We start from the raw sequence: 25,539 nt of genomic DNA, 5'->3' as shown, positions 1-25,539 counted from the left end.
GCACGGACAACGCGCGTCAGGCCACGCCGCCCACCCGAAACACCGCGACCTGCCGGGTCAGGTCGCGTGACTGCTCGTCGAGCAACTGAGCGGCCGCGCTGGCCTGCTCGACGAGCGCCGCGTTCTGCTGCGTGATCGAGTCCATCATGCCGAGCGCCGCATCCACCTGCTCGATCCCGGTGCGTTGTTCTTCGGCGTCGGCGGCGATGCCGCTCATCATTTCCCTGACACGACCGGCTGCGTCGAGCACGGCCCGGATCGACTGTTCAGCGTCGGCGACGAGCGTCGAGCCGTCCGCCGCCGCGCCCACTGAATCCGCCACCAGCACACCGATTTCTCTCGCAGCCGTCGACGCATGCTGCGCAAGCGAACGCACTTCAGACGCGACGACCGCGAAACCTCGTCCGTGTACGCCCGCTCTTGCTGCTTCCACCGCGGCGTTCAACGCGAGTATGTTGGTCTGAAACGCAATGCCCTCGATGATCCCGGTGATATCGGCGATCTTGCGCGAACTCGCCTGGATCCGCGCCATTGTGCTGCTCACCTGATCGACGGCGACATTGCCTTCGTTCGCCGCGTTCGCCACTTCGTCGGCGATCGCGTAGGCGTCACGCGCGCGCACCGCGTTCTGCCGCACCGTGTCGGTGAGGCCGCTCATGCTTGCCGCCGTCTGTTCGAGCGACGCGGCCTGTTCTTCCGTACGCGACGATAGATCGAGCGTGCCCGCCGCAATTTCGCCGACCGCCGTGCCAATCGATTCGCAGCTATCGCGCACTGCCGTCACGGTGTGCGATAGCCGGACCTGCATCTGCCGCAGACCGTCGAGCAACTGTCCCATTTCATCGGCGCGATGACGTGGAATAGCGCGGCTGAGATCGCCTGCGGCGATCGCGTCGAAGTGCGTCAGCGCGTCGCCGAGCGGCGCCATGATCGCGCGGCGCAGCGAGCGCCAGCTGAATGCCGCCGCCGCGATGCCGAATGCGATCATCGCCGTCGACGCGACGACGAACAGCCTGAAATAGCGCTCCGCATCGTCGTAGCTGCGCTTTGCGTTCGCGAAGAGCGCGCGCTTCAGTACGTCGTTGGCGGCGCTCATGTCGTTGAACAGCCCGCTCAGCCGCAACGTGCCGATGCGTTCGGCACTCGTGCGGTCACCTGCTTTCAGTGCATCGACGAAGGCGCGCATCGCACGGTGCAGCGCTTCGCGGCGCTGGCCCGCTGCTTCGATCAATGCAGCCTCGCCCGCTTCGTGCACGCCGGCTACGAAGCTGCGCCATTCCTCATCCGATTGCACGAAGAAGCCGTCGGCATGGCGAATCTGTTCCGTGGCACGCGAGGTGTCCGCCTGGGCCATCGCGCCGCCGAGCACGAGCCGCGTGCGCGCGATCAGCAATTCGGCGTTGCCGATATGCATGGCCGCTGTCAGCTTGTTCTCGTAGGTGTCGCGGTTGGCACGGTTCGCGCGCCACGCGCCCGTCAGCCCGAGCACGCCGATGGCCGTCATCAACAAGGCCAGCAGTGCCATCGTCAACACGATGCGCTGTTGCAGCGACATCGTCTTGCGGCGCGCTTCGGGTGCTTCGGCGAAAGAGGACGTGAGCGCGGCGGCATCGGCGGTGAGAGTGGATAGCATCGTATGAACCCTTGACTGAGCGATCACGCGATCGACTGGGCTGCATCGCGTCGCCGGTTCCAACCCAGCCACACCGACAGCAACGCGATGAACACGAAAACACCCGACACGTTCAGGAATAGCTGCGCAACAGGCAAATGCATCGCCAGCAACACGCCGCCCAGCACCGAACCGACCACCGACCCAAGCTTGCCGACGCCGATAGCGGAGCCCACGCCCGCTGAACGCAGCATCGTCGGATAGAGCATGCCCGCCACGGCATAGAGCGCGAACTGGCAGCCGATCACGCACACGCCGCTCATGAACGATGCGCCATATAGCCAGAGCGCGGGCATCGGCATGCCAAGCGATATGCACACGGGAAGACCCACCATCGCGAGCGACAGGATCACCGCGACTCCGTAACGGTCCACGCAGCGACTCAACGCAAGCGCGCCGACCGTGCCGCCCACCGGGAACATCATCGCGGCTTTCGCAGCCTGCGCCGCTGGCAGGGCGCTCATGCTGAAGAGAATCGGCAGCCAGTTCTGCAGAAAATGCAGCGCAAGCGAGTTCAGCACGAACAGCACCCACAGCAAGGGTGTAACACGGGCCAAGCCGTTGCTGAACAACGCAAGCGGCGTCGCGCGCACGCGCTTTTCATCGTCGACGACGTAGCGCACGTCCGCGCCGCTTCGTTCGATACGCGGGTCGAGCCGGCCCACGATGCGCGAGATGTGCCGCACCGCGCGGCCATTGAGTATCAGAAAGCGAACCGATTCGGGCAACAACCAGACCGACGCGACGGCGACCACCACAGCCGCCACGCCGCCGACTTCGAAAAGCACGGGCCAGCCGTAACGCGGCAGCAGCCACGATGCAATTGCGCCGCCACCACCCGCGCCGATCGAAAAGCCCGAGAACATCAGCGTGATCCACGTCGCGCGGCGTGCCTTCGGCGCGTACTCGGACACGAGCGCGACCGTATTCGGCACGACGCCGCCCATGCCGATGCCCGCGAAGAATCGAAGCACGGTCAACTGATCCAGCGACGTCGCTTCACTGCATGCATACGTCAAGATGCCGAACCACAGCGAGCCGTAAATGATCGTGAGCCGCCGTCCGATGCGATCGCCGATAAAACCGAGCAGCAACGAACCGACGAGCACGCCAGACAGGCCGACGCCGAACACATGGCCGAATTCAGCGGCATTCACGTGCCACGCGCGAATCAAGGTCGGCGCCGCATACGCCGCGGCCACCTGATCGTAGCCGTCGATCAGCACGATCAGGAAACACCATGCGATCAGGCACAACGAGAAGCCGCGCAGTTTCTGCCGTTCGATCAGCGCGGTCACGTCGATGGTGCGAGTGGTCTGCGAGACGGTATTCATCGCTGCTTTATCCAGGGAGATCGCATCAGGCCAGGAAGACGAGCGGGGACGGCCGGACGCCGGCTCGCCGAAGCGAGCCTGACATCAGGCATCGACAAGTCTAGAAAAAACGAGCGCGTTGCTAGGCGCGCGCGGCGATCAGGAATCGCCCAACGCGGAGCGCATCTTGATGGCAGAGTTGTCCTTGCCGTGCTCTTCGCCGAACCGCGCCCTGTACAGCACGGCCAGCACCGTCGAAAAGATGGCCGCGACGAGGAACAGGCCGGACGCCGCGTAGAACATCTGCGCGAAGGGCAGATGCATCGACAGCAGAATGCCGCCTATCACGGGACCGGACACCGAGCCGATCTTGCCGACCGAGATCGCGCTGCCCACGCCCGCCGAGCGGAACGACGTCGGATAGATCATGCCCGCGACCGCGTAAAGTCCGTACTGCGCGCCGACTACGCAGAAGCCCGTCGCGAACACCGCGAACATCAGCCACGCTTCGGACATGCCGTGCCCGAGCAACGCGACAACAGGACAACCGATCGCCGGCAACGAGATGATGGCCAGCACGCCATGACGATCGACGAAGCGGCACAGAATCAGCCCGCCGAGCACGCCGCCCACCGAGAACATCGTCGTGATGAGGCCCGCGCTTTGCGGATTGATGCCGACGCCTTCCATCAGGATCGGCAACCAGTTCTGCAGGAAATACAGCGCCATCGAATTGACGATGAAGACGATCCACAAAAGCGGCGTAATGCCGCGCAGGCCGTCCGAGAAGATCAGCTTGAGCACGAAGCGCTTCTTTTCCTGCACTTCGCCGGGCACGAATTGCGCGTCCGCGGGCAACGCGATATCGGGACGCAGACGCGCGACCAGCTTGCGCACCGTTTCGATGCCGCGCTCACGCACGACCAGCAGCTTCGCCGATTCCGGCAGCATGAAGATCAGCAGCAGCGCAACCGCGAGCGAGCCGACGCCGCCCACGACGAACATCACGGGCCAGCCATAGCGATGAATCAACGCGGACGAAACCAGACCGCCCGAGCCCGCACCGATCGAGAAACCGGAGAACATCAGCGTGACCCACGTCGCGCGCAAACGCTTCGGTGCATATTCGGCCACCAGCGCAACCGAGTTAGGCACCACGCCGCCCATGCCGAGCCCCGCGATGAATCGCAGCAGCATCAACTCCGGCAACGACGTTGCCCACACGGACACCAGCGTCAGCAGCCCGAAGAACAGACTGCCCGAGACGATGGCCCGCTTGCGGCCGAAACGGTCACCGAAATAGCCGAAGATGAACGAGCCGATCAGCGTGCCGAACAGACCCGCGCCGAATACTGGACCGAAGCCGCCACGCGCGACGTGCCACTCCTTGATGATCGCGGGCGCCGCAAACGAAACCGCCGTCTGGTCGTAGCCGTCCATCAGCATGATCAGGAAACACCAGAACAGCAGGCCAACGGCGAAACGTCCTGTCTTTTGCTCTTCGATGAGGGTCGATATGTTGAATGTGCGGTCTGCTTGCATGTGCGTTCCAATGTGCCTGATCGGCCGGCAACGCGTTTGCTGCGCGCCGCCGCCCCGTGCTGCTTGCCTTTGGCGCCGCCGCCGGGAGCCTCAATATACGGCCCGCTGGCAAGCGACAGAATCAAAAAATCTCGATGATCAGATCGAAAAAGGTGAAGAAAGCCCTACCCCGTTGCCCTTCCCCGCTCCACAGCCGTCCTCACGCCATATCGCCTCCAGCCACACGCGTCAGAACATGTGATTGATACCGATGCGTCCAACCGTCTGCGCGCTCGAACTCGACGGCTGATAGCCGAACTGCTCGGCCTTCGCGCCCGTGCCCGACGCGCGCTGCAAGCCGGCGCCCGCGTAGATCTGCGTGCTCTTGGACAGGTAATGGGTCAGAAACAGGTTGTACTGGTTGTACGTCAGCCCTTCGAACATCGAGCGGTTGTACGAGATTCCCAGCACGTAGAAGCGCTTGCCGCCGCTCAGATCGATGTTCACGCCGACCTGGTAGTTACGCTCCGTCACCGAGCCCTGCGGATCTTCGAGCTTCACGTCGGTAAACGTTGCGTGCGGGATGAAATCGCCGACCGAGACCGAGCCGCCGACGGCAATCGTGCTGTACCGTTCCGCGTTGAACTGCACGCCCTGCTTCAGGGTCTGGCCGAGCACCAACGTCACGCCGAACGTGCCGAACAGGTCGGCAGTGCGGTTGTGCGACATCGTATACGCCGCGCCCAGTTTCACGGTGCCATTCTGGTAGCGCGCGCCGATGCTGTACTGGCGCCCGTCGCTGAAGTTGGTCTGATTACCGAAGCTGTTCATCACGCCCGCCTGAAAGCCGCGGAAATCGATCGTCTCGTACTTCACCGAGTTGTCGAGCGCGCGGGTGTTCGCGAGTCCGTCCAGATTGCCGACCGTGTAGAACGACGAGATGCCGGGCACCGAGTTGTTCAGTCCGCCCACGTATTCGTATACGTAGTCGGGAATGTGGCCGAGGCTCAGCGAGCCGAAGCGGTCGTTCGAAATGCCCACGTACGCATCGCGGTTGAAGAAGCTCGTCGGATTGATCTGCGCGCCCGTGTTGGTCAGGAAGCCCGACTCGAGCCGTGCGAATACCGTGTTGCCGCCGCCGATATCCTCCCTGATCAAAAAGCCGAAGCGATCCGGCGTGCGCTTGCCCGCCGATTCCTGATACAGATGCGCGCCGTGCGAGTTCGTAACGAAATCGACGCCGACGTCGATGCTCCCGTACAGCGTCACCGATGACTGCGCGAACGCAGGGCAACTCAGCGCGACCGCACAACCGCCTACCAGCAGACTCGTCGTTTTCAACCAGTGTCTCCAATGTCTTTATTGTCGCCAGCCGGCTGCGTGCCGGCTGATCCCCATCTGGCGCGTGCAGCGAATCCGTACCCGGATGCCCGTGGTCTGCCATATGTTGCCGAGAGTGTATCCAACGTATTTACGGCTTTGAATCGCGAATTATTTATCAACCAATCGAACAAAACGAACAAAGCTTTTAATGGATCGGTAAAAACACCAGGAGCGGAGATTAAATCGTCTTTTACGCTTCTTTTAGCAGAAACCGGGTGCTAACATCCGCCGCGTCACGCGAACCAGGATTGGCATTCGGGAGAATCTTATGGATATGAGAGGCATGCCGCCACGGCGCATGGTGGTCGGCATCAGTGGCGCGTCTGGCGTCATTTACGGTGTGCGGCTGCTGCAACTGCTGCGCAAGCTCGACATCGAAACGCACCTCGTGATGAGCCGCTCCGCGCAGGTCACGCTCGCGCACGAGTCGGACTACAACGTCGCCGACATCCGCGCGATGGCGAGCGTCTGCCATTCGAACACCGACATCGGCGCGTCCATTTCGAGCGGCTCGTTTCCCGTGATGGGCATGATCGTCGCGCCCTGCTCCATCAAGACCTTGTCGGAGATCGCGACAGGCATGACGGCGGGCCTGCTCTCGCGCGCCGCCGACGTCGCGCTGAAGGAGCGCCGCCGTCTCGTGCTAATGGTGCGCGAAACGCCACTGCACCTCGGCCACCTGCGCAGCATGACGGCCGTGACGGAAGCGGGCGCGATCGTCTATCCGCCCGTGCCCGCCTTCTACGCGAACCCGGAGTCGCTAACCGACATGGTCGATCACACGCTCGGCCGCGTGCTCGATCTGTTCGGACTCGACACCGCGACGGTGCAGCGCTGGGGTATGTGAGCACGCAACGATCCGCTTTCTTCCGCCGATAAAGGGTTTATCCCAGGCGTCTGCGAATTATCAAATTTCATTGATGATCCATTCGGATTAATTTGCTTCTTTCGCGTGATTCGCTGATTTAAAGTGATTTCCGATTTCACCGGGTTAGTCACTCACAAATATTATCGATTGATTGATAAGCAACGTCGATAAAAAGCGCCCATTACGAAAGAGGTCGAATCGTCGAATGAAGATAGTTATTGCAGGCGCCGGTATCGGCGGATTGACGGCCGCGGCCGCGCTATTGAAAAAAGGTTTCGATGTCACGGTGTTCGAACAGGCACAGGCGCTCAAGGAAATCGGCGCGGGCGTACAGCTGAGTCCGAATGCGACGCGCGTGCTGTTTCGGCTTGGCGTCGGCGATGCGCTCGAAGGTCTTGCATGCGAGCCGCTCGGCAAGCGCGTTCGGCTCTGGAACACCGGGCAGACCTGGCGCCTCTTCGACCTCGGCGCGGAATCCCGCGAGACGTACGGCTTCCCCTACTTCACGCTGCATCGCGCCGACCTGCATGAAAAACTCGCCGACGTCGTGCGCGCGCTCAAGCCCGACGCGATCCGGCTCAATCACAAGGTGGAAGGGTTTTCGCAGCAGAACGGCAAGGTCGTCGTGCAGGCAGTCAGCGGCGAAACCTGCGAAGGCGATCTGCTGATCGGCGCGGACGGCGTGCATTCGCGCGTGCGTCGCGCGCTGTTCGGTCCCGACGAGCCGGTATTTTCCGGCGTGATGGCGTGGCGCGGCGTGATCGACGCGTCGAAGCTCCCCGAACATTTGCGCGAGTCGTACGGCGCGAACTGGGTCGGGCCGGGCGCACACGTGATTCACTATCCATTGCGCGGCAGCAAGCTGATCAACTTTGTCGGCGCAATCGAAAAGTCCGGCTGGCAGGTTGAATCGTGGTCCGAGCGCGGCACGCTCGACGAATGCCTCGCCGATTTCGACGGCTGGCACGAAGACGTGCGCACGCTGATCTCGGCCATCGACATTCCGTACAAGTGGGCGCTGATGGTGCGCGAGCCAATGGCGCGCTGGAGCCACGGCCACGCAACGCTGCTCGGCGACGCCTGTCATCCGACCCTGCCGTTTCTTGCGCAAGGCGCGGGCATGGCGATCGAAGACGGTTACCTGCTAGCACGCTGCCTTGAACGTTACGCCGACGATGTGCCTCTCGCGCTGCAGCGCTACGAAGCACTGCGGCTCGACCGCACGGCGCGCGTGGTGCGCGGCTCCGCGGCGAATGCGACGCGCTTTCACAATCCGCAGCTTGCGCACGCGGAAGGCGCAGCCGCCTATGTGGATCGCGAATGGAGCGAGGAGCGTGTGAAAGAGCGCTACAACTGGCTGTTCGAATACGACGTCGATAGCGTCGAAGTCTGATACGGCACACGCCGAATCCAGCGACAGCCTGTACGAACCGCATTACAAGGAGACACCGTGTCCAACTCCAGCCCGGCGCCCGTGCTCGGCCTGCATCATTTTGCGTGGCGCTGCCGCGACGCCGAAGAAACGCGCCACTTCTACGAAGACATACTCGGCCTGCAGCTCGTCCATGTGATCCGCCTCGACCGCGTGCCGAGCACGGGCGAGTACTGCCCATACGTGCACGTGTTCTTCGAAATGGCCGACGGATCGAACATCGCGTTCTTCGATCTCGGCGATGCGACGGCTGCCTTGCCTTCGCCGAACACGCCGTCGTGGGTCAATCACATCGCGCTGCGGCTCGAAACGCTCGAGCAGCTCGAAGCGATGAAAGCGCGCCTGATCGAACACGGCATCGACGTGCTCGGCGTCACCGATCATCATTTCGTGCGCTCCATTTATTTCTTCGATCCAAACGGACTGCGGGTTGAACTGACCGTCCCGGTTGCGCCCGTCGAAGAGCTGGCAGGCTATAAAATGCGAGCTCGGCCGGCGCTCGACGCCTGGACCGCTGAAAAAGATAAAGCAGTATCGGAGACACGCCCCGCATGAGTGCACTGAATATCACGCACGATCCGGCGCGGCGAAGCTGGATCGAATCAGCGAATGCCGGCGAAACGGATTTCCCCATACAGAATCTGCCGTTCGGCGCGTTCGTGCGCGGCGGCGAAACGCGCACGGGCGTGGCGATTGGCGACCGCGTCGTCGATCTGCGCGCGCTGCACGATCTGGCCCTGCTCGACGGCGATGCGGCGCTCGCCTGCGCGTCGGCCTGTGACAGCACGCTGAACGCGCTGATGGCACTCGACGCGCGCCATGTGAGCGCGCTGCGCGCCGCGCTGTCGGATCTGCTGAAACACGATGCACCCGCGCGCTCGCGCCTCGCATCGTCGATCGACGCGGTGCTGCCGCTCGTGGCCGACGTCGAATTGACGCTGCCGTGCGCGATCGGCGACTACACGGACTTTCTGACCTCGCTGCATCATACCGAACGCCACGGCCGCTACAAAGGTCTCGCCGATCCGCTGCCCGCCGCTTTCAAATCGCTTCCGATTGCCTATCATGGCCGCGCTTCGTCGTTGCGCGTGAGCGGCGGCGACGTGCGGCGTCCGTATGGCCAGTTCCGCGACACGGACGGCAACGTACGTTTCGGCCCCGCGCCGATGCTCGATTTCGAACTGGAACTCGCGGCCGTCATCGGTCGTGGCAATGCATTGACGCGCCCCATTCCGATCGACGACGCGCGCAATCATGTATTCGGCTATTGCCTGCTCAACGACTGGTCGGCCAAGAGCATTCAGTGGTTCGAACAGGTGCTGGGTCCGTTCCTCGGTAAGAGCTTCCATTCCAGCGTATCGCCGTGGCTTGTCACGGAAGAAGCGCTCGCGCCGTTCCGCAAGGCCGCGCCTTCGCGCGCGGCGGGCGACCCCGCGATCCTGCCGCATCTTCGCGGCGCGCACGATCAGCAAAACGGCGGCCTGAATCTGGACCTGTACGCGCATCTGTCCACCGCCGCGATGCGCAGCGATCGCATGCCCGCCATGCAGATCACGCACACGCATCCCGACAATCTCTACTGGACTTTTGCGCAGATGATTGCGCATCACACGAGCAACGGCTGCAATCTGCGCACGGGCGATCTGCTTGGCAGCGGCACGATTTCGGGCGCCAGCGACGCATCGCGCGCGTGCCTGACGGAACTCAGCGAAGCGGGCAAGAAGCCGCTCGCGCTGCCGAACGGCGAATCGCGCATCGCCCTCGAAGACGGCGACGAGATTGTGTTGAGCGCGCGCGCCAGCGCGCCGGGTGCCGTATCGATCGGCTTCGGCGAATGCCGCGGGCGTATCGCCGCCGCGTTGCCGTATCCACACGCCGAGGAGCACTGAATCATGACGACGCTCAACGGCTTCCGGCAGTTCGGACACGGCCCGCACAAGGTGATCGCGCTGAACGGCTGGTTCGGCAGCTCGGCCGACTGGCATGCGCTCACGCCCGCGCTCGATCCCGAACGCTTCTCCTATGCGTTCTTCGACTATCGCGGCTACGGGCTTTCGCGTGATATCGATGGCGCGTTCACGTTCGATGAAGTCGCGCGCGACGTGCTCGCGCTTGCGGATCATCTCGACTGGCAGCGCTTCAGCCTGATCGGCCATTCGATGGGCGGCATGGCGATGCAGCGCGTGCTGCTCGCCGCGCCCGAACGGATCGTCAAAATGGCGGGCGTGTCCGCCGTGCCCGCGTGCGGCTCGCGCATGGACGAAACGCGCGTCGCGATGTTTTCCGCCTGTATCGACGAGACGAAGCGCGCAGGCATCATTCACTTTTCGACAGGCAGCCGGCTCGCCTCGCCATGGAGCGCGCATCTCGCGCAACTGTCGCTGCGAGACTCGCGGCGCGAAGCGTTCGCGGGCTATCTGCCGCAATGGGCCACGGGCGACTTCGCCGCGCAGGTCGACGGCAATCAGACGCCCGTGAAGCTCTTCGTCGGCGAGCACGATCCGACCATCACGGCAGACCTGATGACGCGCACATGGCTCGCGTGGTATCCGAACGCCACGCTGGAAACGCTGCGCAACGCGGGACATTACGCGATGTACGAAGTACCCGTCGCGCTGGCCACTGCGCTGGAGAACTGGCTCTCGGAGCCGTAACAGGCCATAGCGGTCAACACAGAAGTCCGGCATGCGCGAAGACCACGCCTGCCGCAGGAGACAACATGTACGAGACGACTTATCTGCGCGCAGCGTCGCTTGCCGAAGCGGTCGCCTGGTTGCGCGAGCATGACGAAGCGCGGCCGCTGTCGGGCGGCATGACGCTGATCCCGACACTCAAGCAACGCCTCGCGGCGCCTTCGCATCTGATCGATCTCACGCGAATCGGCGAACTGCGCGGCATCGAAGTACGCGGCGACACGCTGCATGTCGGCGCGCTGATGAAGCATGCGGAAGTTGCCGCATCCGATACCGTGCGCGAAGCGATTCCCGCGCTCGCGCATCTGGCCAGCGTGATCGCCGATCCGCAGGTGCGCAACCGCGGCACGATGGGCGGATCGGTCGCGAACAACGATCCCGCAGCGGACTATCCGTCCGCCGTGCTGGCACTGAACGCGCACGTCATCACCTCGTCGCGGCGGCGCATTCCCGCCGACGACTATTTCATCGACACATTCGAAACCGCGCTCGAAGCCGACGAACTCGTCACCGCGATCGAATTCGCCATTCCGCGCCGCGCCGCCTACGCGAAGTACCGGCATCCCGCGTCGGGTTACGCGGTGACGGGTGTGTTCATCGCGCAGTACGACGATGCCGTGCGTGTCGCCGTGACGGGCGCGGGCGCGTCGGTGTTCCGCTGGTTCGATGCGGAGGCCGCGTTGCAGCAGGACTTGTCGGAGGCCGCGCTCGCATCGCTGTGGATCGACCGCGATACGCTGCCCGACGACGCCAACGCGTCGGCATCGTACCGCGCGCATCTGATCGAAACCTATACCCGCCGCGCGTTGCAGGCGCTGCTCGCGTCGTAACGACGCCGCTCAATTCAGGAGAACAGGATGGAATTCACCGGATCGCAAACCATCGCGGCATCGCGCGAACAGGTATGGCAAGGACTCAACGACGCGACCGTGCTGCAGGAATGCATTCCCGGCTGCGAAGCATTCACGGCGGAAAACGAAGACGAGTACAAGGCCGTCGTGGTCGCCTCCGTCGGGCCCGTGAAAGCGCGCTTCAAGGGCACGCTCGAACTGTCCGAACGCGATGCGCCGAATGGCTACCGGATTGTCGGCCAGGGCGAAGGTGGCATTGCGGGCTTCGGCAAGATGACGGCGACCGTCACGCTCGCCGATGCCGAAGACGGCACGCTGCTCACTTACGTGGCCGAAGCGCAGGTTGGCGGCAAGCTCGCGCAGATCGGCTCGCGGCTCGTCACGTCGGTGGCGAACAAGCTGGCCGCCGAGTTCTTCAAGCGCTTCAACGCGACGCTCAGCGCAGCGAACGAACCCGCCGCCGAATGAGTGCGCTGCATGAACGGGAAAGACAGGTGAATCATGGTTGAAGTCCAGCTTCAGGTGAACGGCACGGACGTCTCGCACGAGGTGCCCGACAACACGCTGCTCGTCGAATTTCTGCGCGAGCATGTGCGGCTGACGGGCACGCATGTCGGCTGCGATACGAGCCAATGCGGCGCGTGCACCGTTCATCTCGACGGCAACGCCGTCAAGTCCTGCACCGTGCTCGCCGCTCAGGCGAGCGGCGGACAGGTGGTGACCGTCGAAGGTCTGAGCACGCAATGCGGCGGCAAGCTGCATCCCGTGCAGAACGCGTTCGTGCAGTGCCACGGCCTGCAGTGCGGCTTCTGCACGCCGGGCATGATCATGGCCAGCGCGTTCTATCTGCGCAAGGAACCGGCGCTCGACGTGGCGAGCATCAGTCACGCGCTGGAAGGCAACATCTGCCGATGCACGGGCTACGTGAACATCATCGAAGCAGTGCGTCACGCAGCGCGCGAGATGTACCCCGATGCGCCGTTCGCGAAGACGGAGGAACACGCGTCATGATCGGCAAACCGATACCTCGCGTCGAAGACCAGCGCTTCGTGACGGGCAACGGCCAGTACACCGACGATATTCGCGTCGATGGCCAGCTGCATGCGGCCTTTCTGCGCTCGCCTCACGCGCATGCTGGATTGCGCTCGGTCGACATCAGCGCCGCGCAGGAAGCGCCCGGCGTCATCGCCGTGCTGGTAGGCCAGGACTATCTCGACGATGGCTTTCAGGGCGTCGATCATGTACCGAACCCCGTCGATGCCGTCGACGCCACGAAGAAAGCCTTCCTCACGTCGCTGACGGGCTCGATCTTCAATCAGTTTCATATCCCGCTGCCCGTGGACCGCGTGCGCTACGTGGGCGAGGCGATTGCGATGGTGATCGCCGAAACGCCGTTGCAGGCGCGCAATGCGTCGGAGCTGATCGAAGTCGATTACGACGTGCTCGATGCCGTCATCAACGGCGCCGACGCGATGCAACCCGACGCGCCGCAACTGTGGGACGGCGCGCCCGGCAACCTGTGCTTTCAGACGCAGATCGGCGACCGCGAAGCCGCGCGCAAGATTCTCGCGGAAGCCGATCACGTGATCCGCCGCGAGTTTCATCACAGCCGGCTCGTCAATTGCCAGATGGAACCACGCAGCGCGATCGGCATGCACGACGCGGCCAACGACGTCTACACGCTGATCTCCGGCAGCCAGGGCGCGGTGCGCCAGCAACTGGTCCTCGCTGCCGCGCTGAAGGTGCCGCCTGCGCGGATGCGTGTCGTCTGCCCCGATACGGGCGGCGGCTTCGGGCCGCGCTCGTTCGTCTACGTCGAGCAACTGGCTGTCGTGTGGGCAGCGCGCCGCGTGGGACGTCCCGTCAAATGGACGAGCGACCGCAGCGAGGCATTCCTGTCCGACTACCAGGGGCGCGACGCGATCATTCGTTCCGCCATCGGCTTTTCGAAAGACGGCCGCATTCTCGCCATCGACAACGAATGGATCGGCAACGTCGGCGCGCATACGGTGTCCTACGTGCCGATGTCGAACGGCACGCGCATCATGACGACCGTCTACGACGTGCCCGTAGCCGCCGTACACGTCAGTGCCGTCATGACCAACACGGTGCCGACTGCGCCCTATCGCGGCGCGGGCCGGCCCGAAGCGACGCACGTGATCGAACGCATGCTCGATCTCGCTGCCGCCGAACTCGGCATCGACCGCGCGGAAATTCGCCGCCGCAATCTCGTCACGCACGACAAGCTGCCGTACCGCAGCCCGATGGGTCTCACGTACGACAGCGGCGAATTCGAGCGCAACATGGCGCGTGCAATGACGCTCGCGCAGTGGGACAGCTTCGAGGAGCGCCGCGCGCAATCGCGCGCGAATGGCCGCTTGCGCGGCATCGGGCTTGCAAACTACATCGAGTCGCCCGTCGGCGCGCCGCGCGAACGCATCGAGCTGACGGTACGCGCGGACGGCAGCGTCGATATCGTGTCGGGCACGCAGTCGACGGGCCAAGGCCACGAAACCACGTTCGCGCAGGTCATCGCGCATCATCTGGGCGTGCCGATGGAAGCCGTGAAGCTGCGCACGGGCGACACGGCATTCGTGAGCGTCGGTGGCGGTAGCCACTCGGACCGCACGATGCGCCTCGGCGGCATGCTGCTCGTCGACACGGCGCAGCAGATCATCGCGACGGGCAAGCAGGTCGCCGCCGCGCTGTTCGGCGTGGACGCTTCCGGCATCGAGTACGCGGGCACATCGTTCACCTCGTCCGCTTCGGGCAAGCGGATCAGTCTCGCGGAAGTCGCGCATCAGGTTTCGAAAGATGGCGTGCCAAGCGATCAGTCGATGAAAAAGCTCTACGCACACGCCGAAGTCAACACGCGTGTGCCCGCGCATCCGACGGGCGCCGCGATCTGCGAACTCGAAGTGGACCCCGATACGGGCATGGTGGAGCTTGTGAACTACACATCCGTCGACGACGTGGGGCAGCCGATCAATCCGCTGATCGTCGAAGGTCAGGTGCATGGCGGGCTCGCGCAAGGCATCGGCCAGGCGCTCTCGGAAGGCTTCTACGTGGATCGCGAGACGGGGCAGGTGCTGACGGGTTCGTACATGGATTACGGCATGCCGCGCGCCGGCGTGATTCCGCCGCTCAATGTCGAACTGACGGAAGACCCGACGCATGGCAATCCGCTGCGCGTGAAAGGCGGCGGCGAAAGCGGCATCACGCCCGCCACGGCGACGATTTTCAACGCGCTGGCCGATGCGCTGCGCGAGTACGGCAACGACGAACTCGCGATGCCCGCCACGCCAAAAGTAGTCTGGGAATACATTCATCGCGCTCAAGGAGGCGCACATGTCAACTGAATCCGTCGCAATCCGCCGTAAGGGCGCGCTGCTCGACATCGTGCTCGACCGGCCCGAGAACGGCAACCTGATCGATCAGCCGATGAGCGATGCGATCATCGCCGCCGTCACCACGATCGATGACGATACGAAGCTCGTACGCATTGTCAGCAGCGGCAAGGACTTCTGCAAAGGTCGCCAGTCGCCGATGCCGCCTCAAGGCGCCAAGCCGTCGGCGGAAACGTTGCGGCGCGTGGTCGCCGCGCCGCCGCTCGCGCTTTACGATGCGTTGAAGGCCGTGCGCGTGCCCGTGCTTTCCGTGGTGCGAGGTGAAGCGATCGGGGTCGGCTGCGCGCTGGCAGGCGTGTGCGACGTCGCGCTCGCCGCCGACGACGCGATCTTCCAGATCCCCGAAATGGAGCGAGACATTCCGCCGACGCTCGTCATGTCCGCATTGATCGGACGCGTCCCCGTGAAGACGGTCGCGCACATGGTACTGAGCCGCGTGCGGCTGTCGGCGCAGGAAGCGCTCGTTGCGGGTCTCGTGAGCCGTGTCGTGCCCGTTGCGTCGCTCGACGACGAAGCCGATGCGCTCACCGACACGCTGCTCGGCTGCAGCGCCGTCACGCTGCGCGCCGTCAAGCAGTTCCTGCATCTCGCGCCCGACATGCCCGCCGCGGGTTCGAGCGGCTTTGCCGCGCATCTCGCGGCCACTGCGCTGTCAGCACGCTTCTGAGAGCACGCACCGCGTAGCGCCCTGCACATAAGGACACGACATTGAGACCCAAGACAGCCATTCCTTCGACCGCGCAAGGCGCGGAACTGCCTGACCTCGAACGCTTCCGTCTGCGGCGTTTTCTCGCGTCGCTCGACGACACGGAACTCGAACGACGCGACGAGCCTGTCGATCTCGCCGATGTCGCCCGCATCATGGAAGGCAACCCGCGCGCGGTATGGTTCCAGCAGCCGGCGGGCGGCACGGTGTCGCTCGCGGGCAGCGTCGCGGCAAGCCGTACGCGCCTCGCCAAAGCCTTCGACACCACGCCCGCACAACTGCTCGAAGTCGTGCGCGACCGTCTGCGCAGCAAAGGCAAGCTCGTCGAAGTGCGCCGCGAAGATGCGCCCGTGCAACAGGTCGTGCTGACGGGCGACGACTGCGACTTCACTGCCCTGCCCGTGCATCTGCAGCACGATCTGGACGGCGCGCCGTATATCTCCGCGTCGATCGACTTCGCGGTCGATCCCGACACCGGCTGGACCAACGTCGGCATTCGCCGTCTGATGCTGCGCGGCCGGCGCACGGCGGGCGTCGATCTGGTCGCGCCGTCGGATCTGCGCGCCATCGCCATCGCCCATGCAAAGCGCGGCGAACGGCTGCCGATCGCATTCGCCGTCGGCACGCATCCCATCGACCACGTCGGCGCGACGATGCGCATTCCCACCGACGAACTCGAACTCGTCGCCGCATTGCGCGGCGCGCCGATGGGCGTCGTCAAATGCGTGACGAACGATCTGCTCGTCCCCGCCGACGCGGAGTTCATCCTCGAAGGCTATCTGGATGAACGCGGGCACGCGGAGCCGGAAGGGCCGTATGGCGAATTCCTCGGCTACTACGGCGGCATCAAGACGAACCCGGTGTTTCATCTGACGGCCATCACGCATCGCAAGGATGCCGTGTTCCAGACGTGCACGATCGGCGGCCGCACGATGGCGCGCACCGATACCGCTCAACTCGCCGCGCTGCGCACGGAAGTGACCGTCTGGCGCGCGCTCGAAACGGCAGTGCGCGAGATCAAGGACGTGTATGCGAGCCCCGCGACGGGCGGCATGTTCAACGTGCGCGTCGCGATGCAACAGCGCGTGCCCGGCGAAGCGCGCAATGCGATCGCCGCCGTGTTCGCGTCGCTTGCGAACGTCAAGCATGTGTTCGTCGTCGATCCCGACATCGACATCTTCTCCGACGAGCAGATGGACTGGGCGCTCGCGACACGCTTCCAGGCCGACCGCGATCTCGTGATGCACAGCGGCATGCGCGCGATGCCGCTCGATCCTTCGCTCGATGGCGCGACGGTGACGGCAAAGGTGGGCTTCGATCTCACGCTGCCGCTGCTGCGTCCCGGCGAGGAGCGCGATCTCGAACACCGCGTGCCGACGCCCCCGGCGTTCACGGGCGCGCGCTTCGACTCGCTCGAAGCCGCCCTTGCAGATGGCCCGAAGCGCTTTACCGAGCTGATGTCCGCAACGGGCACGCGCGACGGCCGCGAAATTGTGCGCTGGCTCGAAGATACGGGCGCCACGCGGACGATCGTCCGCGACGACGAAGGCCGGTACGCATTCGCGTAAAAAACGCCGTGCCCGCCCGCGCTTTCGCTTGAAACACGCGCGGTTGCAACGTTTGCGCGGCATGTTCCGCCGCCGCGTCACGGCGGCAGCGTGCCCGCGATCGGGTCTTGTCCCGGTCGCGGACACGCCTGCACGGCGATAGAATCCGGGCAGCCCTACCGTGCCCTGCCTCAAGGATCGCCGTCGATGAACCTGTCCCTCAAACAACTCAAAGTCTTTCTCGGCGTCGCGAACGCATCGAGCTTCACGAAGACCGCGCAGAGCATGCATTTGAGTCAGGCCGCGCTGAGCGCGATCATTCGCGAACTCGAAACGCAGCTCAACTGCCGCCTGTTCGAGCGCACCACGCGCACCGTCGCGCTGACGGAAGCGGGCCGCCTGTTCTACCCGACGGCGATGAAGATCGTCGAGACGCTCGAAAAATCCGTGATCGAGCTGAACGAGTTGGGCCGGCAAAAACAGGCCTCGTTGCTGCTGGGCTGCACGCCGATGATCGCCGCGAGCCTGATGCCGCAAGTGCTCGCGCGTTTTGCGGAGACCAACCCCGACGCGCAGATCGAACTCGTCGACCGTCCGCCGGGCGAACTGCTGAAGATGGTCGAGGAAGGCGATCTCGATGCGGCGTTCGGAATTTTCTTCTCGCAGCTTTCCGGCATCGATCGCGTGCCGATCTTTCCGACGCGGCTCGTCGTGGTCTCGTCGACGATGGAAAGCGCGCATGGCATCGGCAAGGTGCCGCGCGACGGCGTGCAATGGCGCGCGCTCGAAGGGCTCCCGCTCATCACGCTGCCGAAGGACAACCCGTTGCAGCGTCTGATCGAGGCATCGCTGTCGAAAGAAGAGGTCACGACAGGCCGCCGGACGGTGATCGGGCATCTGCAGACGGCGATTGCGATGGCTCACGAAGGCCTTGGCGTCGCGATCATGCCGTCGTTCTGCGAACACATTTGCCGGCACTACCAGGTGCGCATCGACGTGATCCGCCCGGAAGTGGAATTTTCGTTTTACCGGATCACGCGCAGCGGACGCGACACGCTCGCGGCACTCGATCAGTTCACGGAGATGTTCGCCGCCGCCGCGCAACTGAGTCCATTCGATACGGCGGCTAACGCGAAGTAATTCGCTTCGGAGCGTGCGTTAGGCGAAGCACGCGAGGTCCGGATCGACGATGGACGACGCCATGCCCTGTGCGCTCTTTGCCGCGCCGACCTGCAACGACGGCGGCATGATCACACCGTTCTTCACGGCCGTGACTTCGGCGAGGATCGACACGGCGATCTCAGGCGGCGTTCTGCTGCCGATATAAATCCCAACCGGCCCATGCAGCCGCGCGAGTTCCGTCTCGGTGAGATCGAACTCCTTGAGCCTTTCGCGCCGCGCCGCGTTATTGCGCCGCGAGCCCAACGCGCCGACGTAAAACGCAGGCGTTTTCAACGCTTCCATCAGCGCAAGATCATCGAGCTTCGGATCATGTGTGAGCGCGATCACGGCGCAGCGCTCATCGAGCTTCATATCGAGCACGGTATCGTCGGGCATCGTACGAACGATTTTCGTGCCGGGCACATCCCACTCGTCCGTATATTCTTCGCGCGGATCGCACACCGTCACCTGATAATCGAGCCCCACCGCGATATTGCACAGATAGCGCGACAATTGTCCCGCGCCGATCACCAGCATCCGGTAACGCGGGCCGTGTATCGTCAACAAATACTTGCCGTTGAAGTCGACACCATCGGTCGCTTGTGCGGGACTCAAACGCGCGATACCCGTTTCCATATCGAGTGCGCGCGCAACGAGCCGTCCGTCTTCAACGGCATCGCACAGTTCAGCAATGCCGCTCGCCTTCGTCAAAGGCTCCAGCACGAGCTGGATCGTGCCGCCGCATGGCAAACCGAAGCGATGTGCCTCTTCCGCCTTGATGCCGTATTTGACGACTTCAGGCTTCGTCTGCTCGATTCCGCGCTGACGCACGCGGTCGATCAGATCGTCTTCGATACAGCCGCCCGACACCGAACCCACCACCGCGCCATCTTCACGCACGACGAGCATCGCGCCTTCAGGACGCGGCGACGAACCCCACGTCTTCACCACAGTCACGAGCAGCACGCGATGTCCCTGTTCGAGCCAGCGCGCGCTGGACTTCAACACTTCGAGATTGACACTGTCCACTATCGACACCTGATCGCCATGAGTCTCCGACAGGCAGTGTATGCGCCGTACCCGGCAACGTGAATCGGCAAATCTGGATCACGTCATCGAAAATGCCGAAGAATCGCCGCCCTCCCGTTCGAGCCATGCGCAAAACGTGATGACCAGTTCATCCGTCAACTTCGCATCCGGAACGTACGTGCAATAGCTGCGCGACGGCAGACGCGGACGATCGAACGGCATGACGAGCCGGCCCGCTGCGAGATCGTCGGCGACCAGCGCAGTCGGGCCCATCGCAATGCCGATGCCATCGACAGCAGCCTGCAGCGCGAGATAGAAGTGATCGAACGTGAGGTTGGCAGCGGGTACGAGTGCGGGCATCTCTACCTTCGCCAGCCAGTTCGGCCAGACTCGCGGCAGACTCGACGTGTGCAACAACGTGTGCCTGCGAAAATCGTCGAACGTCCGAAGGGGAATGCGTTCAAGCAGAGCCGGACTGCAGACGGGAATCCTTTCCTCGGAAAGAAACGGCCGCATCGTGTATCCGTAGAACGTGTCCGGCCCGCCCCGGATGATCACGTCGTAAGTCTCTTTCAGGTTTTCCAGCGGTTCGTTCGACGTCTCCACCATCACGTCGATCCCCGGATGCGCGTCGCGAAAGCGCGCGAGCCGCGGCACCAGCCAGCGCAGCGTGAAGGTCGCCACGGCGTTGACGGTCAGCGTTCGCGAAACCCTTCCCGCTACGCCGTATCTCGCGGTGGCCTGCGCGAGCTGCTCGAAGACGGGGCCAACTTCATCGAGGTAAGCCTTCGCAGCCGGAGTAAGCTCGACGCGCCGGTTGTGCCGCTCGAACAGCGGCGCGCCGAGCCACTCTTCGAGCAGACGCACCTGCTGGCTCACTGCGCCATGAGTGACGTGCAATTCGGCCGCGGCTTCCTTGAAGCTGCCCAACCTTCCGGCAGCCTCGAAAGCGCGCAACGCATTGAGCGGGGGCAGGATTCGCTTCATTCGGGTTAGTTTATTTAACGCGAATGGCCAATTTATCTGGTTTGTCCGGTCGTCACAAGATAGATATTCTCCTGTCAGATACAGGAGAGTCGAAACCATGTCCACAGGTGTCATGCTGCTGGTGCTTTTCGCCGCGTTGCTTCATGCAAGCTGGAATGCCGTCGTGAAGTCCAGCCCGGACAAGTTTCTCGACATCGTATTCGTGACGTCCAGCGCAGCCGCCTTTTGCCTGGTCTCGCTGCCGTTCCTGCCGTTGCCTGCTGCGAGCAGTTGGCCCTACATCGCGGCATCGGGCGTGATTCACATCTTTTATTTCGTGCTGATCGGCGCGGCGTATCGCAGCGGCGACATGAGCCATGCGTATCCGTTGATGCGCGGCGCGCCGCCACTGCTCGTTGCGCTGGCAAGCGGTCCGATCATCGGCGAGCGGCTCACGATGGGCGAATGGAGCGGCATCCTGCTGATCTGCGCGGGCATATTGGGCCTGTTGCTCGTAACGCCGGCGGGCGGCAGTACCGCGCGCACAAGCCGTTTCGCGCTCATGAATGCCCTTACCGTCGCGGCCTATACGCTCGTCGACGGAACGGGCGTGCGCATGTCCGGGCATCCTGCGTCGTACACGATGTGGATGTTCGCGCTTACCGCACCGCCTATTCTCGTGTGGGCAGTCGCGCGTCGCGGCGAAGCCGCCCGGCGACATCTGCGCGCCCGCTGGCATCTTATGTTGATCGGGGGCGCCTGCACGCTTGCCGCCTATGCACTCGTGCTATGGGCGATGACGCGCGCGCCGATTGCGATGGTTGCCGCTTTGCGAGAATCGGCAATTCTCTTCGGCACCGCGATCTCCGTCTTCTTTCTCAAGGAGCGCAGCGGCTATGGCCGCTCGATTGCCGCCGTCGTCATCCTGTCCGGCGTGGTGACGCTCAAGCTGACTTGAAATAGCGCGGAGGATCGTTCTCCGCCGACGTCCAGATCGACTACTCTTCTCTGGCGAGATCGTGCCTGCGGACTTGCCTTTTGTCATTGGTCTAACGGTTGAGGATTGGCCCGGCACATCACCCGCGAAAGAAATCTTGCACACACAACTGCATCCGGACGTCCCATCTACGCAGCGGGAGCGCCATCATGCACATCGCAAGTCTGATATTGCCGATCTTCGCGATCATCCTGACGGGCTGGCTCGCCCGCGTAGGGGGCTATCTGCCGCACACGGTCGCCGGGCCGCTGATGCAGTTCGCCTACTACGTCGGGATGCCGGCGCTCGTCTTTCTGACCGTCGCCAAAGAACCGCTCGAATCGCTTCTGGAGTGGCGCTTCCTCGCCGCGTTCGGCGCAGGCTCGCTGATCTGCTTCGCCGCCGCGCTCGTCGTCGCGCGCACTGTGCTGCACGCGAGTCTCGGGAAAAGCGCCATGCTCGGCGCGATCGTTTCGATGACGAACACGGGTTTCGTCGCGCTGCCCATCCTCAGAGCGCTGCAAGGTCAGCATGGCGTGCTCGCCGCAGCCGTCGCGACGGTGTTTGTCGGCGCAATCATGTTTCCCGCCCTCGTCGTGCTGCTCGAAGTCGATCAGCAGACCGGTTCGCGCAAGATACGCGGCGGCGCGCTCGCGAAGCAGATCGGCACGAACCCGGTGATTCTTGCCACGATCCTCGGCTTGCTGTGGTCGGTCGGCGGGCTCACGCTGCCCGCGCCCGCCGCCACGTACCTCGGTATCCTCGGCGAAGCGCTGACGCCATGCGCGCTGTTCGCCATCGGCCTCGACCTGTCGATCGACGAACTGCGCGGCCATCTGAGCCGCTACGCGTTGCTCGCGGCACTCAAACTGATTGCGATGCCGCTCGTCGTGTATGGCCTTTGCGTCGCGGTCGGGCTGGACAGAACGACGACCCTTGCGGCCGTCATCTGCGCTGCCGTGCCCACGGCCAAGAGCGCCTACGTGCTTGCGGTCGAGTACGACGTCGAGAAGACATCGACGGGCGCCGCCATTTCGACGACGACGCTGTTTTCCATCGTGACGCTGCTGGCGTGGCTCTACTTGCTTTAGACGCCGCTGCTATGCGGCCAGTGACTCGAGCGCCCGCGTGACCTGCCCGGCCGTTGCATAGCCCGAAGTGAGACGGCCAATCTTTCCATCGACTTCAACGAACAACGACGGAAACCCTTGCACGCCCAGGCGGCGCGTCAGAGCGAAATCGCGCTGCGCGGCATCGATAGCCTCGTCCGAACTGAACACTTCGAAGAACGCACCGGCTGTAATAGCGATGCCTTGCTCCGCGATCGCCTTCGTGCCGATTTCCGCGAGCACCTCGCCATCCGTCGTATCGAGTCCGTCGACGTAAAACGCGCGTTGAAACGCACGGAACACCTTCAGCAGATCGACGCCGGGCGCAACCATCCGCGCCGCCACGACAGCCCGGCAAACCGGCTCCGTATCGTAGACAAAGTCCTTGCGCGCCATCAGCGCTTCACGGTTGAACTCCGCGCCGCTCATCTGCTCGACGCGCGCCCAGTGTGTCAGCCTGAACTGTTTCGCTGCATCATCGAGCACCTGGGTCGATCCCGCCGCCATGCCGCCCACGACAACCTGCACTTCGAGATCCGGCATGCTTTGCGCAATTGCGCTCATTTCCTTGCCGAAGCCATAGCACCACGAGCACATCGGATCGCCGACAAATATCAGTTTCATACGCTGTTCCATCCTCATCTGATCAGGCGCGGCCCGGCGGGCCACGCGTATCAGTCGGCTACGCATCGCCGACGCACGGGCCGACTATACGTTCGACGCACGAAGACATGAACGGCGTACGACTCACATCACTCTTTACACGGTGTAAGTACGCGGGCTCAGAAAAACGAAATGTCGTACCCGAAGCGTGATGCGGCGCTCACGATATGCCGACCCATGAGTTCGCGCGCAGCAGCGCCATCCTTGTCGATGAACGCCTGAATCAGCGTCTCGTGCTCCGCGCGCGCCGTATTGGGGATCTTGCCGAACATCGGCCCTTGCCTCGCGAAGTTCGCCGCGATCAGCGGACGCATTGGTTCGAGCACGATGCGGATCATTGCGGCGAGATAGTCGTTGCCCGAAGCAGCCGCCACCGCGCGATGGAAGTCGAGGTCCGCGTTGACGGTGTCCGATGTCGGCGCGCCTTCGTAGCGCATCCGTTCGACGGCTGCCTGAATCGGCTTGAGCCTGCGCGGCGTCATATGTACGGCTGCGAGCGCGGCGGCCTGGCTCTCCAGCACGGCCCGCACTTCGAACATGTTGCGGATCGTGTCGTCGCCTTCCAGCAGTTGCGAACTCACCGGCTGTAGCGGTTCGGACGGCTGGCGCGCCGCCGCGACGAACGCGCCGACTCCCTGGCGCGACTCGATCAGGCCTTGCGCACGCAGGCTCGCAATCGCCTCCCGAACCACATTGCGGCTGACGCCGAAGTTCTCGGAAAGAAAGTGCTCGGTAGGCAGACGGTCGCCGGGCTTCAGCCGCCCGGACGCGATCTCGTCGCTCAGCGAGCGTGTGATGTGCTCCGCGAGATGGGGCCGCCGTTCGACGCGCCGCACGTTGAGTTCGCTCATGGTCGTGTAGGGGCTGTTGCTTGTCTTCTTATTCTACATCCTGACGCAAATACAGCCCTTCCCCGCGTGCGGCGCTTTACCCATCAGCACGCGCAAAACCCTGCCATCACGCCCTATGTTGCACGGCGCGCTCAAGTGATTTGCACAAAAGGAACAACCTGTTCACTTGAAGGACAACAGGATGTCTCATACCATGCAAAACATACGGCGGGCTTTCGTCGGCCCGCTCCGCAACCCGATCGAGGTACGTCCAGATGAAAATTGCCAGCATCGAAACCATTCCCCTGCGCATTCCCTTTACGACGGGCGGACCGTCGGCGGGCGGCGTGTGGGGACCCAAAGACCTGCAAGTGGTCGATTCGCTCGTCGTCAAGGTCACCACGGACGACGGCACCGTCGGCTGGGGCGAAACCTTCGGCTTCACGGCGATCCCCGCCGTGAAGCTCGTCATCGACGGCATGCTTGCGCCTGAGCTGATTGGCCGCGACGTCGCGCTGCGCGAGAAGTCGATGTTCGAGTTGCAGAAGAAATTCCACGTATTCGGCCGCAGCGGCGCGTTTATCTATGGCCTGTCGGCGATCGATATCGCGCTGTGGGACATCGCGGGCAAGGTCGCGAACCAGCCGGTTCATCAGCTTCTCGGCGGTGCCGAGGCGACGTCGCTGGCGTGTTACGCGAGCCTGATCCGTTACGCCGACCCGGAACTGGTCGCGCGCAACGTGCGGCGCGCGGTGGAGAGCGGCTACCGGCATCTGAAGCTCCATGAAGTCACCGTCGAAACCGTGCGCGCCGCGCGCGAAGCGGCGGGCCCCGACATCGAAATCACGCTCGACGTCAATTGCCCGTGGACGGTTCGCGAAGCGCTCGACATGACCGAGCAATTCCGCCCGTTCAATCTGCGGTGGATCGAAGAGCCCGTGTGGCCGCCCGAAAACTACGCGGGTCTCGCCACAGTGCGCAAGCAAGGCGGCATTCCTGTCGCGGCGGGCGAAAACGCGTCGACGTTGATGGACTTTCAGCATCTGCTCGAAGCCGGTTCCGTCGATTTCATCCAGCCCAGCCCCGCGAAGATGGGCGGCATCACGGAACTGCAAAAGGTCTTTGCGTTGGCGAACGCGCACAACGTCGCCGTCATGGTCCACACGTTCTACGACGGCCCCGGCCTGCTCGCGAGCGTGCACGCCAGCGCGGCGCTCGGCGGCCCGAAGTCGCTGATCGAATGGCGCTACTTCGATCTCGAAGCGCAGCTCTATGGCGACGCCATCATTCCGCGCAATGGCCGCATCGACGTGCCGCAAGGCCCCGGCCTCGGCATCGAGCCGAACCCCGATGTGATTCGCGACTATCGCATCAACCTTTAAACGAACACCGCTACGGCATCGCATAACAAA

The 25,539-nt window shown here is 63.7% G+C and carries 24 protein-coding genes; 16 read left to right on the top strand and 8 right to left on the bottom strand.

The window, feature by feature from the left end; genetic code table 11:
• Positions 1-16: 16 nt before the first annotated feature.
• The 4 genes from SB822_RS25945 to SB822_RS25930 all read right to left on the bottom strand — a co-directional run bounded on the left by SB822_RS25945 (position 17) and on the right by SB822_RS25930 (position 5,847).
• Positions 17-1,633: a methyl-accepting chemotaxis protein gene (locus SB822_RS25945; protein ID WP_410855948.1), complete on the bottom strand. Its 1,617-nt coding sequence runs from the start codon at positions 1,631-1,633 to the stop codon at positions 17-19.
• Positions 1,634-1,656: 23 nt separating this feature from the next.
• Positions 1,657-3,006: an MFS transporter gene (locus tag SB822_RS25940; RefSeq protein ID WP_410855947.1), complete on the bottom strand. Its 1,350-nt coding sequence runs from the start codon at positions 3,004-3,006 to the stop codon at positions 1,657-1,659.
• Positions 3,007-3,144: 138 nt separating this feature from the next.
• The gene (locus SB822_RS25935; protein ID WP_410855946.1) at positions 3,145-4,527 is read right to left on the bottom strand and encodes an MFS transporter; all 1,383 of its coding nucleotides are present in this window, start codon (positions 4,525-4,527) and stop codon (positions 3,145-3,147) included.
• 228 nt (positions 4,528-4,755) lie between these two features.
• A complete protein-coding gene (locus tag SB822_RS25930) occupies positions 4,756-5,847 on the bottom strand; it encodes a porin (RefSeq protein ID WP_410855945.1) in 1,092 nt (363 codons plus the stop codon).
• Between the two features lie 12 nt (positions 5,848-5,859).
• Here SB822_RS25930 and SB822_RS25925 point away from each other — a divergent pair, with 12 nt between their 5' ends.
• The 13 genes from SB822_RS25925 (at position 5,860) to SB822_RS25865 (ending at position 18,533) form a co-directional block, all read left to right on the top strand.
• Positions 5,860-6,111, top strand: coding sequence for a hypothetical protein (locus SB822_RS25925; protein WP_410855944.1), 252 nt, complete (start codon positions 5,860-5,862; stop codon positions 6,109-6,111).
• A 46-nt stretch (positions 6,112-6,157) separates the two neighbouring features.
• Positions 6,158-6,736: a UbiX family flavin prenyltransferase gene (locus SB822_RS25920; protein WP_007740728.1), complete on the top strand. Its 579-nt coding sequence runs from the start codon at positions 6,158-6,160 to the stop codon at positions 6,734-6,736.
• Positions 6,737-6,962: 226 nt separating this feature from the next.
• Complete coding sequence (locus SB822_RS25915) at positions 6,963-8,150, top strand: FAD-dependent monooxygenase (protein ID WP_007740726.1); 1,188 nt, start codon at positions 6,963-6,965, stop codon at positions 8,148-8,150.
• 57 nt (positions 8,151-8,207) lie between these two features.
• Positions 8,208-8,744 carry a VOC family protein gene (locus tag SB822_RS25910; RefSeq protein WP_079491296.1) on the top strand — a complete coding sequence of 179 codons (537 nt, stop codon included), beginning with the start codon at positions 8,208-8,210 and terminating at the stop codon, positions 8,742-8,744.
• Positions 8,741-10,078 carry a fumarylacetoacetase gene (fahA, locus tag SB822_RS25905; protein WP_410855943.1) on the top strand — a complete coding sequence of 446 codons (1,338 nt, stop codon included), beginning with the start codon at positions 8,741-8,743 and terminating at the stop codon, positions 10,076-10,078. Before SB822_RS25910 ends, fahA begins: the two co-directional genes overlap by 4 nt.
• Positions 10,079-10,081: 3 nt before the next feature.
• Entirely contained in the window at positions 10,082-10,843 is a 762-nt protein-coding gene (locus SB822_RS25900) for an alpha/beta fold hydrolase (RefSeq protein WP_410855942.1), read from the top strand.
• 65 nt (positions 10,844-10,908) lie between these two features.
• On the top strand, positions 10,909-11,712 hold the full coding sequence (locus SB822_RS25895; RefSeq protein WP_410855941.1) for an FAD binding domain-containing protein: 804 nt from the start codon (positions 10,909-10,911) through the stop codon (positions 11,710-11,712).
• Between the two features lie 27 nt (positions 11,713-11,739).
• The gene (locus tag SB822_RS25890) at positions 11,740-12,201 is read left to right on the top strand and encodes an SRPBCC family protein (RefSeq protein ID WP_007740721.1); all 462 of its coding nucleotides are present in this window, start codon (positions 11,740-11,742) and stop codon (positions 12,199-12,201) included.
• 33 nt (positions 12,202-12,234) lie between these two features.
• Entirely contained in the window at positions 12,235-12,744 is a 510-nt protein-coding gene (locus SB822_RS25885) for a (2Fe-2S)-binding protein (RefSeq protein WP_410855940.1), read from the top strand.
• Positions 12,741-15,092 (top strand): xanthine dehydrogenase family protein molybdopterin-binding subunit, encoded by a 2,352-nt coding sequence (locus tag SB822_RS25880; RefSeq protein WP_410855939.1) that lies wholly within the window; start codon positions 12,741-12,743, stop codon positions 15,090-15,092. The genes SB822_RS25885 and SB822_RS25880 overlap by 4 nt, the downstream gene beginning before the upstream one ends.
• Positions 15,082-15,807: an enoyl-CoA hydratase/isomerase family protein gene (locus tag SB822_RS25875; protein WP_007584575.1), complete on the top strand. Its 726-nt coding sequence runs from the start codon at positions 15,082-15,084 to the stop codon at positions 15,805-15,807. The genes SB822_RS25880 and SB822_RS25875 overlap by 11 nt, the downstream gene beginning before the upstream one ends.
• Before the next feature lie 41 nt (positions 15,808-15,848).
• On the top strand, positions 15,849-17,414 hold the full coding sequence (locus tag SB822_RS25870; protein WP_410855938.1) for a UbiD family decarboxylase: 1,566 nt from the start codon (positions 15,849-15,851) through the stop codon (positions 17,412-17,414).
• A 186-nt stretch (positions 17,415-17,600) separates the two neighbouring features.
• Positions 17,601-18,533, top strand: a complete 933-nt coding sequence (locus tag SB822_RS25865; RefSeq protein WP_007584573.1) for a LysR family transcriptional regulator — start codon at positions 17,601-17,603, stop codon at positions 18,531-18,533.
• Positions 18,534-18,551: 18 nt separating this feature from the next.
• Here the strand turns inward: SB822_RS25865 and SB822_RS25860 are convergent, their stop codons facing one another.
• Both SB822_RS25860 and gcvA read right to left on the bottom strand, forming a co-directional pair.
• Positions 18,552-19,583 (bottom strand): XdhC family protein, encoded by a 1,032-nt coding sequence (locus tag SB822_RS25860; RefSeq protein ID WP_410855937.1) that lies wholly within the window; start codon positions 19,581-19,583, stop codon positions 18,552-18,554.
• 78 nt (positions 19,584-19,661) lie between these two features.
• Entirely contained in the window at positions 19,662-20,570 is a 909-nt protein-coding gene (gene gcvA / locus SB822_RS25855) for a transcriptional regulator GcvA (RefSeq protein ID WP_410855936.1), read from the bottom strand.
• Positions 20,571-20,667: 97 nt separating this feature from the next.
• Here gcvA and SB822_RS25850 point away from each other — a divergent pair, with 97 nt between their 5' ends.
• A complete protein-coding gene (locus SB822_RS25850; RefSeq protein WP_410855935.1) occupies positions 20,668-21,507 on the top strand; it encodes an EamA family transporter in 840 nt (279 codons plus the stop codon).
• A 188-nt stretch (positions 21,508-21,695) separates the two neighbouring features.
• The gene (locus tag SB822_RS25845; RefSeq protein WP_410855934.1) at positions 21,696-22,616 is read left to right on the top strand and encodes an AEC family transporter; all 921 of its coding nucleotides are present in this window, start codon (positions 21,696-21,698) and stop codon (positions 22,614-22,616) included.
• A 9-nt stretch (positions 22,617-22,625) separates the two neighbouring features.
• Here the strand turns inward: SB822_RS25845 and SB822_RS25840 are convergent, their stop codons facing one another.
• Both SB822_RS25840 and SB822_RS25835 read right to left on the bottom strand, forming a co-directional pair.
• The gene (locus tag SB822_RS25840) at positions 22,626-23,258 is read right to left on the bottom strand and encodes a DsbA family protein (RefSeq protein ID WP_086917166.1); all 633 of its coding nucleotides are present in this window, start codon (positions 23,256-23,258) and stop codon (positions 22,626-22,628) included.
• Between the two features lie 158 nt (positions 23,259-23,416).
• The gene (locus SB822_RS25835) at positions 23,417-24,148 is read right to left on the bottom strand and encodes a FadR/GntR family transcriptional regulator (protein WP_007584563.1); all 732 of its coding nucleotides are present in this window, start codon (positions 24,146-24,148) and stop codon (positions 23,417-23,419) included.
• A 254-nt stretch (positions 24,149-24,402) separates the two neighbouring features.
• On the opposite strand from SB822_RS25835, the gene SB822_RS25830 reads away from it, so the two are divergent.
• Complete coding sequence (locus SB822_RS25830; protein ID WP_114223980.1) at positions 24,403-25,509, top strand: mandelate racemase/muconate lactonizing enzyme family protein; 1,107 nt, start codon at positions 24,403-24,405, stop codon at positions 25,507-25,509.
• Positions 25,510-25,539 lie beyond the last annotated feature (30 nt).

It is taken from the genome of Paraburkholderia sp. SIMBA_054 (genome assembly GCF_046534875.1).
In the GTDB taxonomy this organism is placed as follows: domain Bacteria; phylum Pseudomonadota; class Gammaproteobacteria; order Burkholderiales; family Burkholderiaceae; genus Paraburkholderia; species Paraburkholderia hospita.
This window is presented reverse-complemented; position numbering and strand designations above follow the sequence as displayed.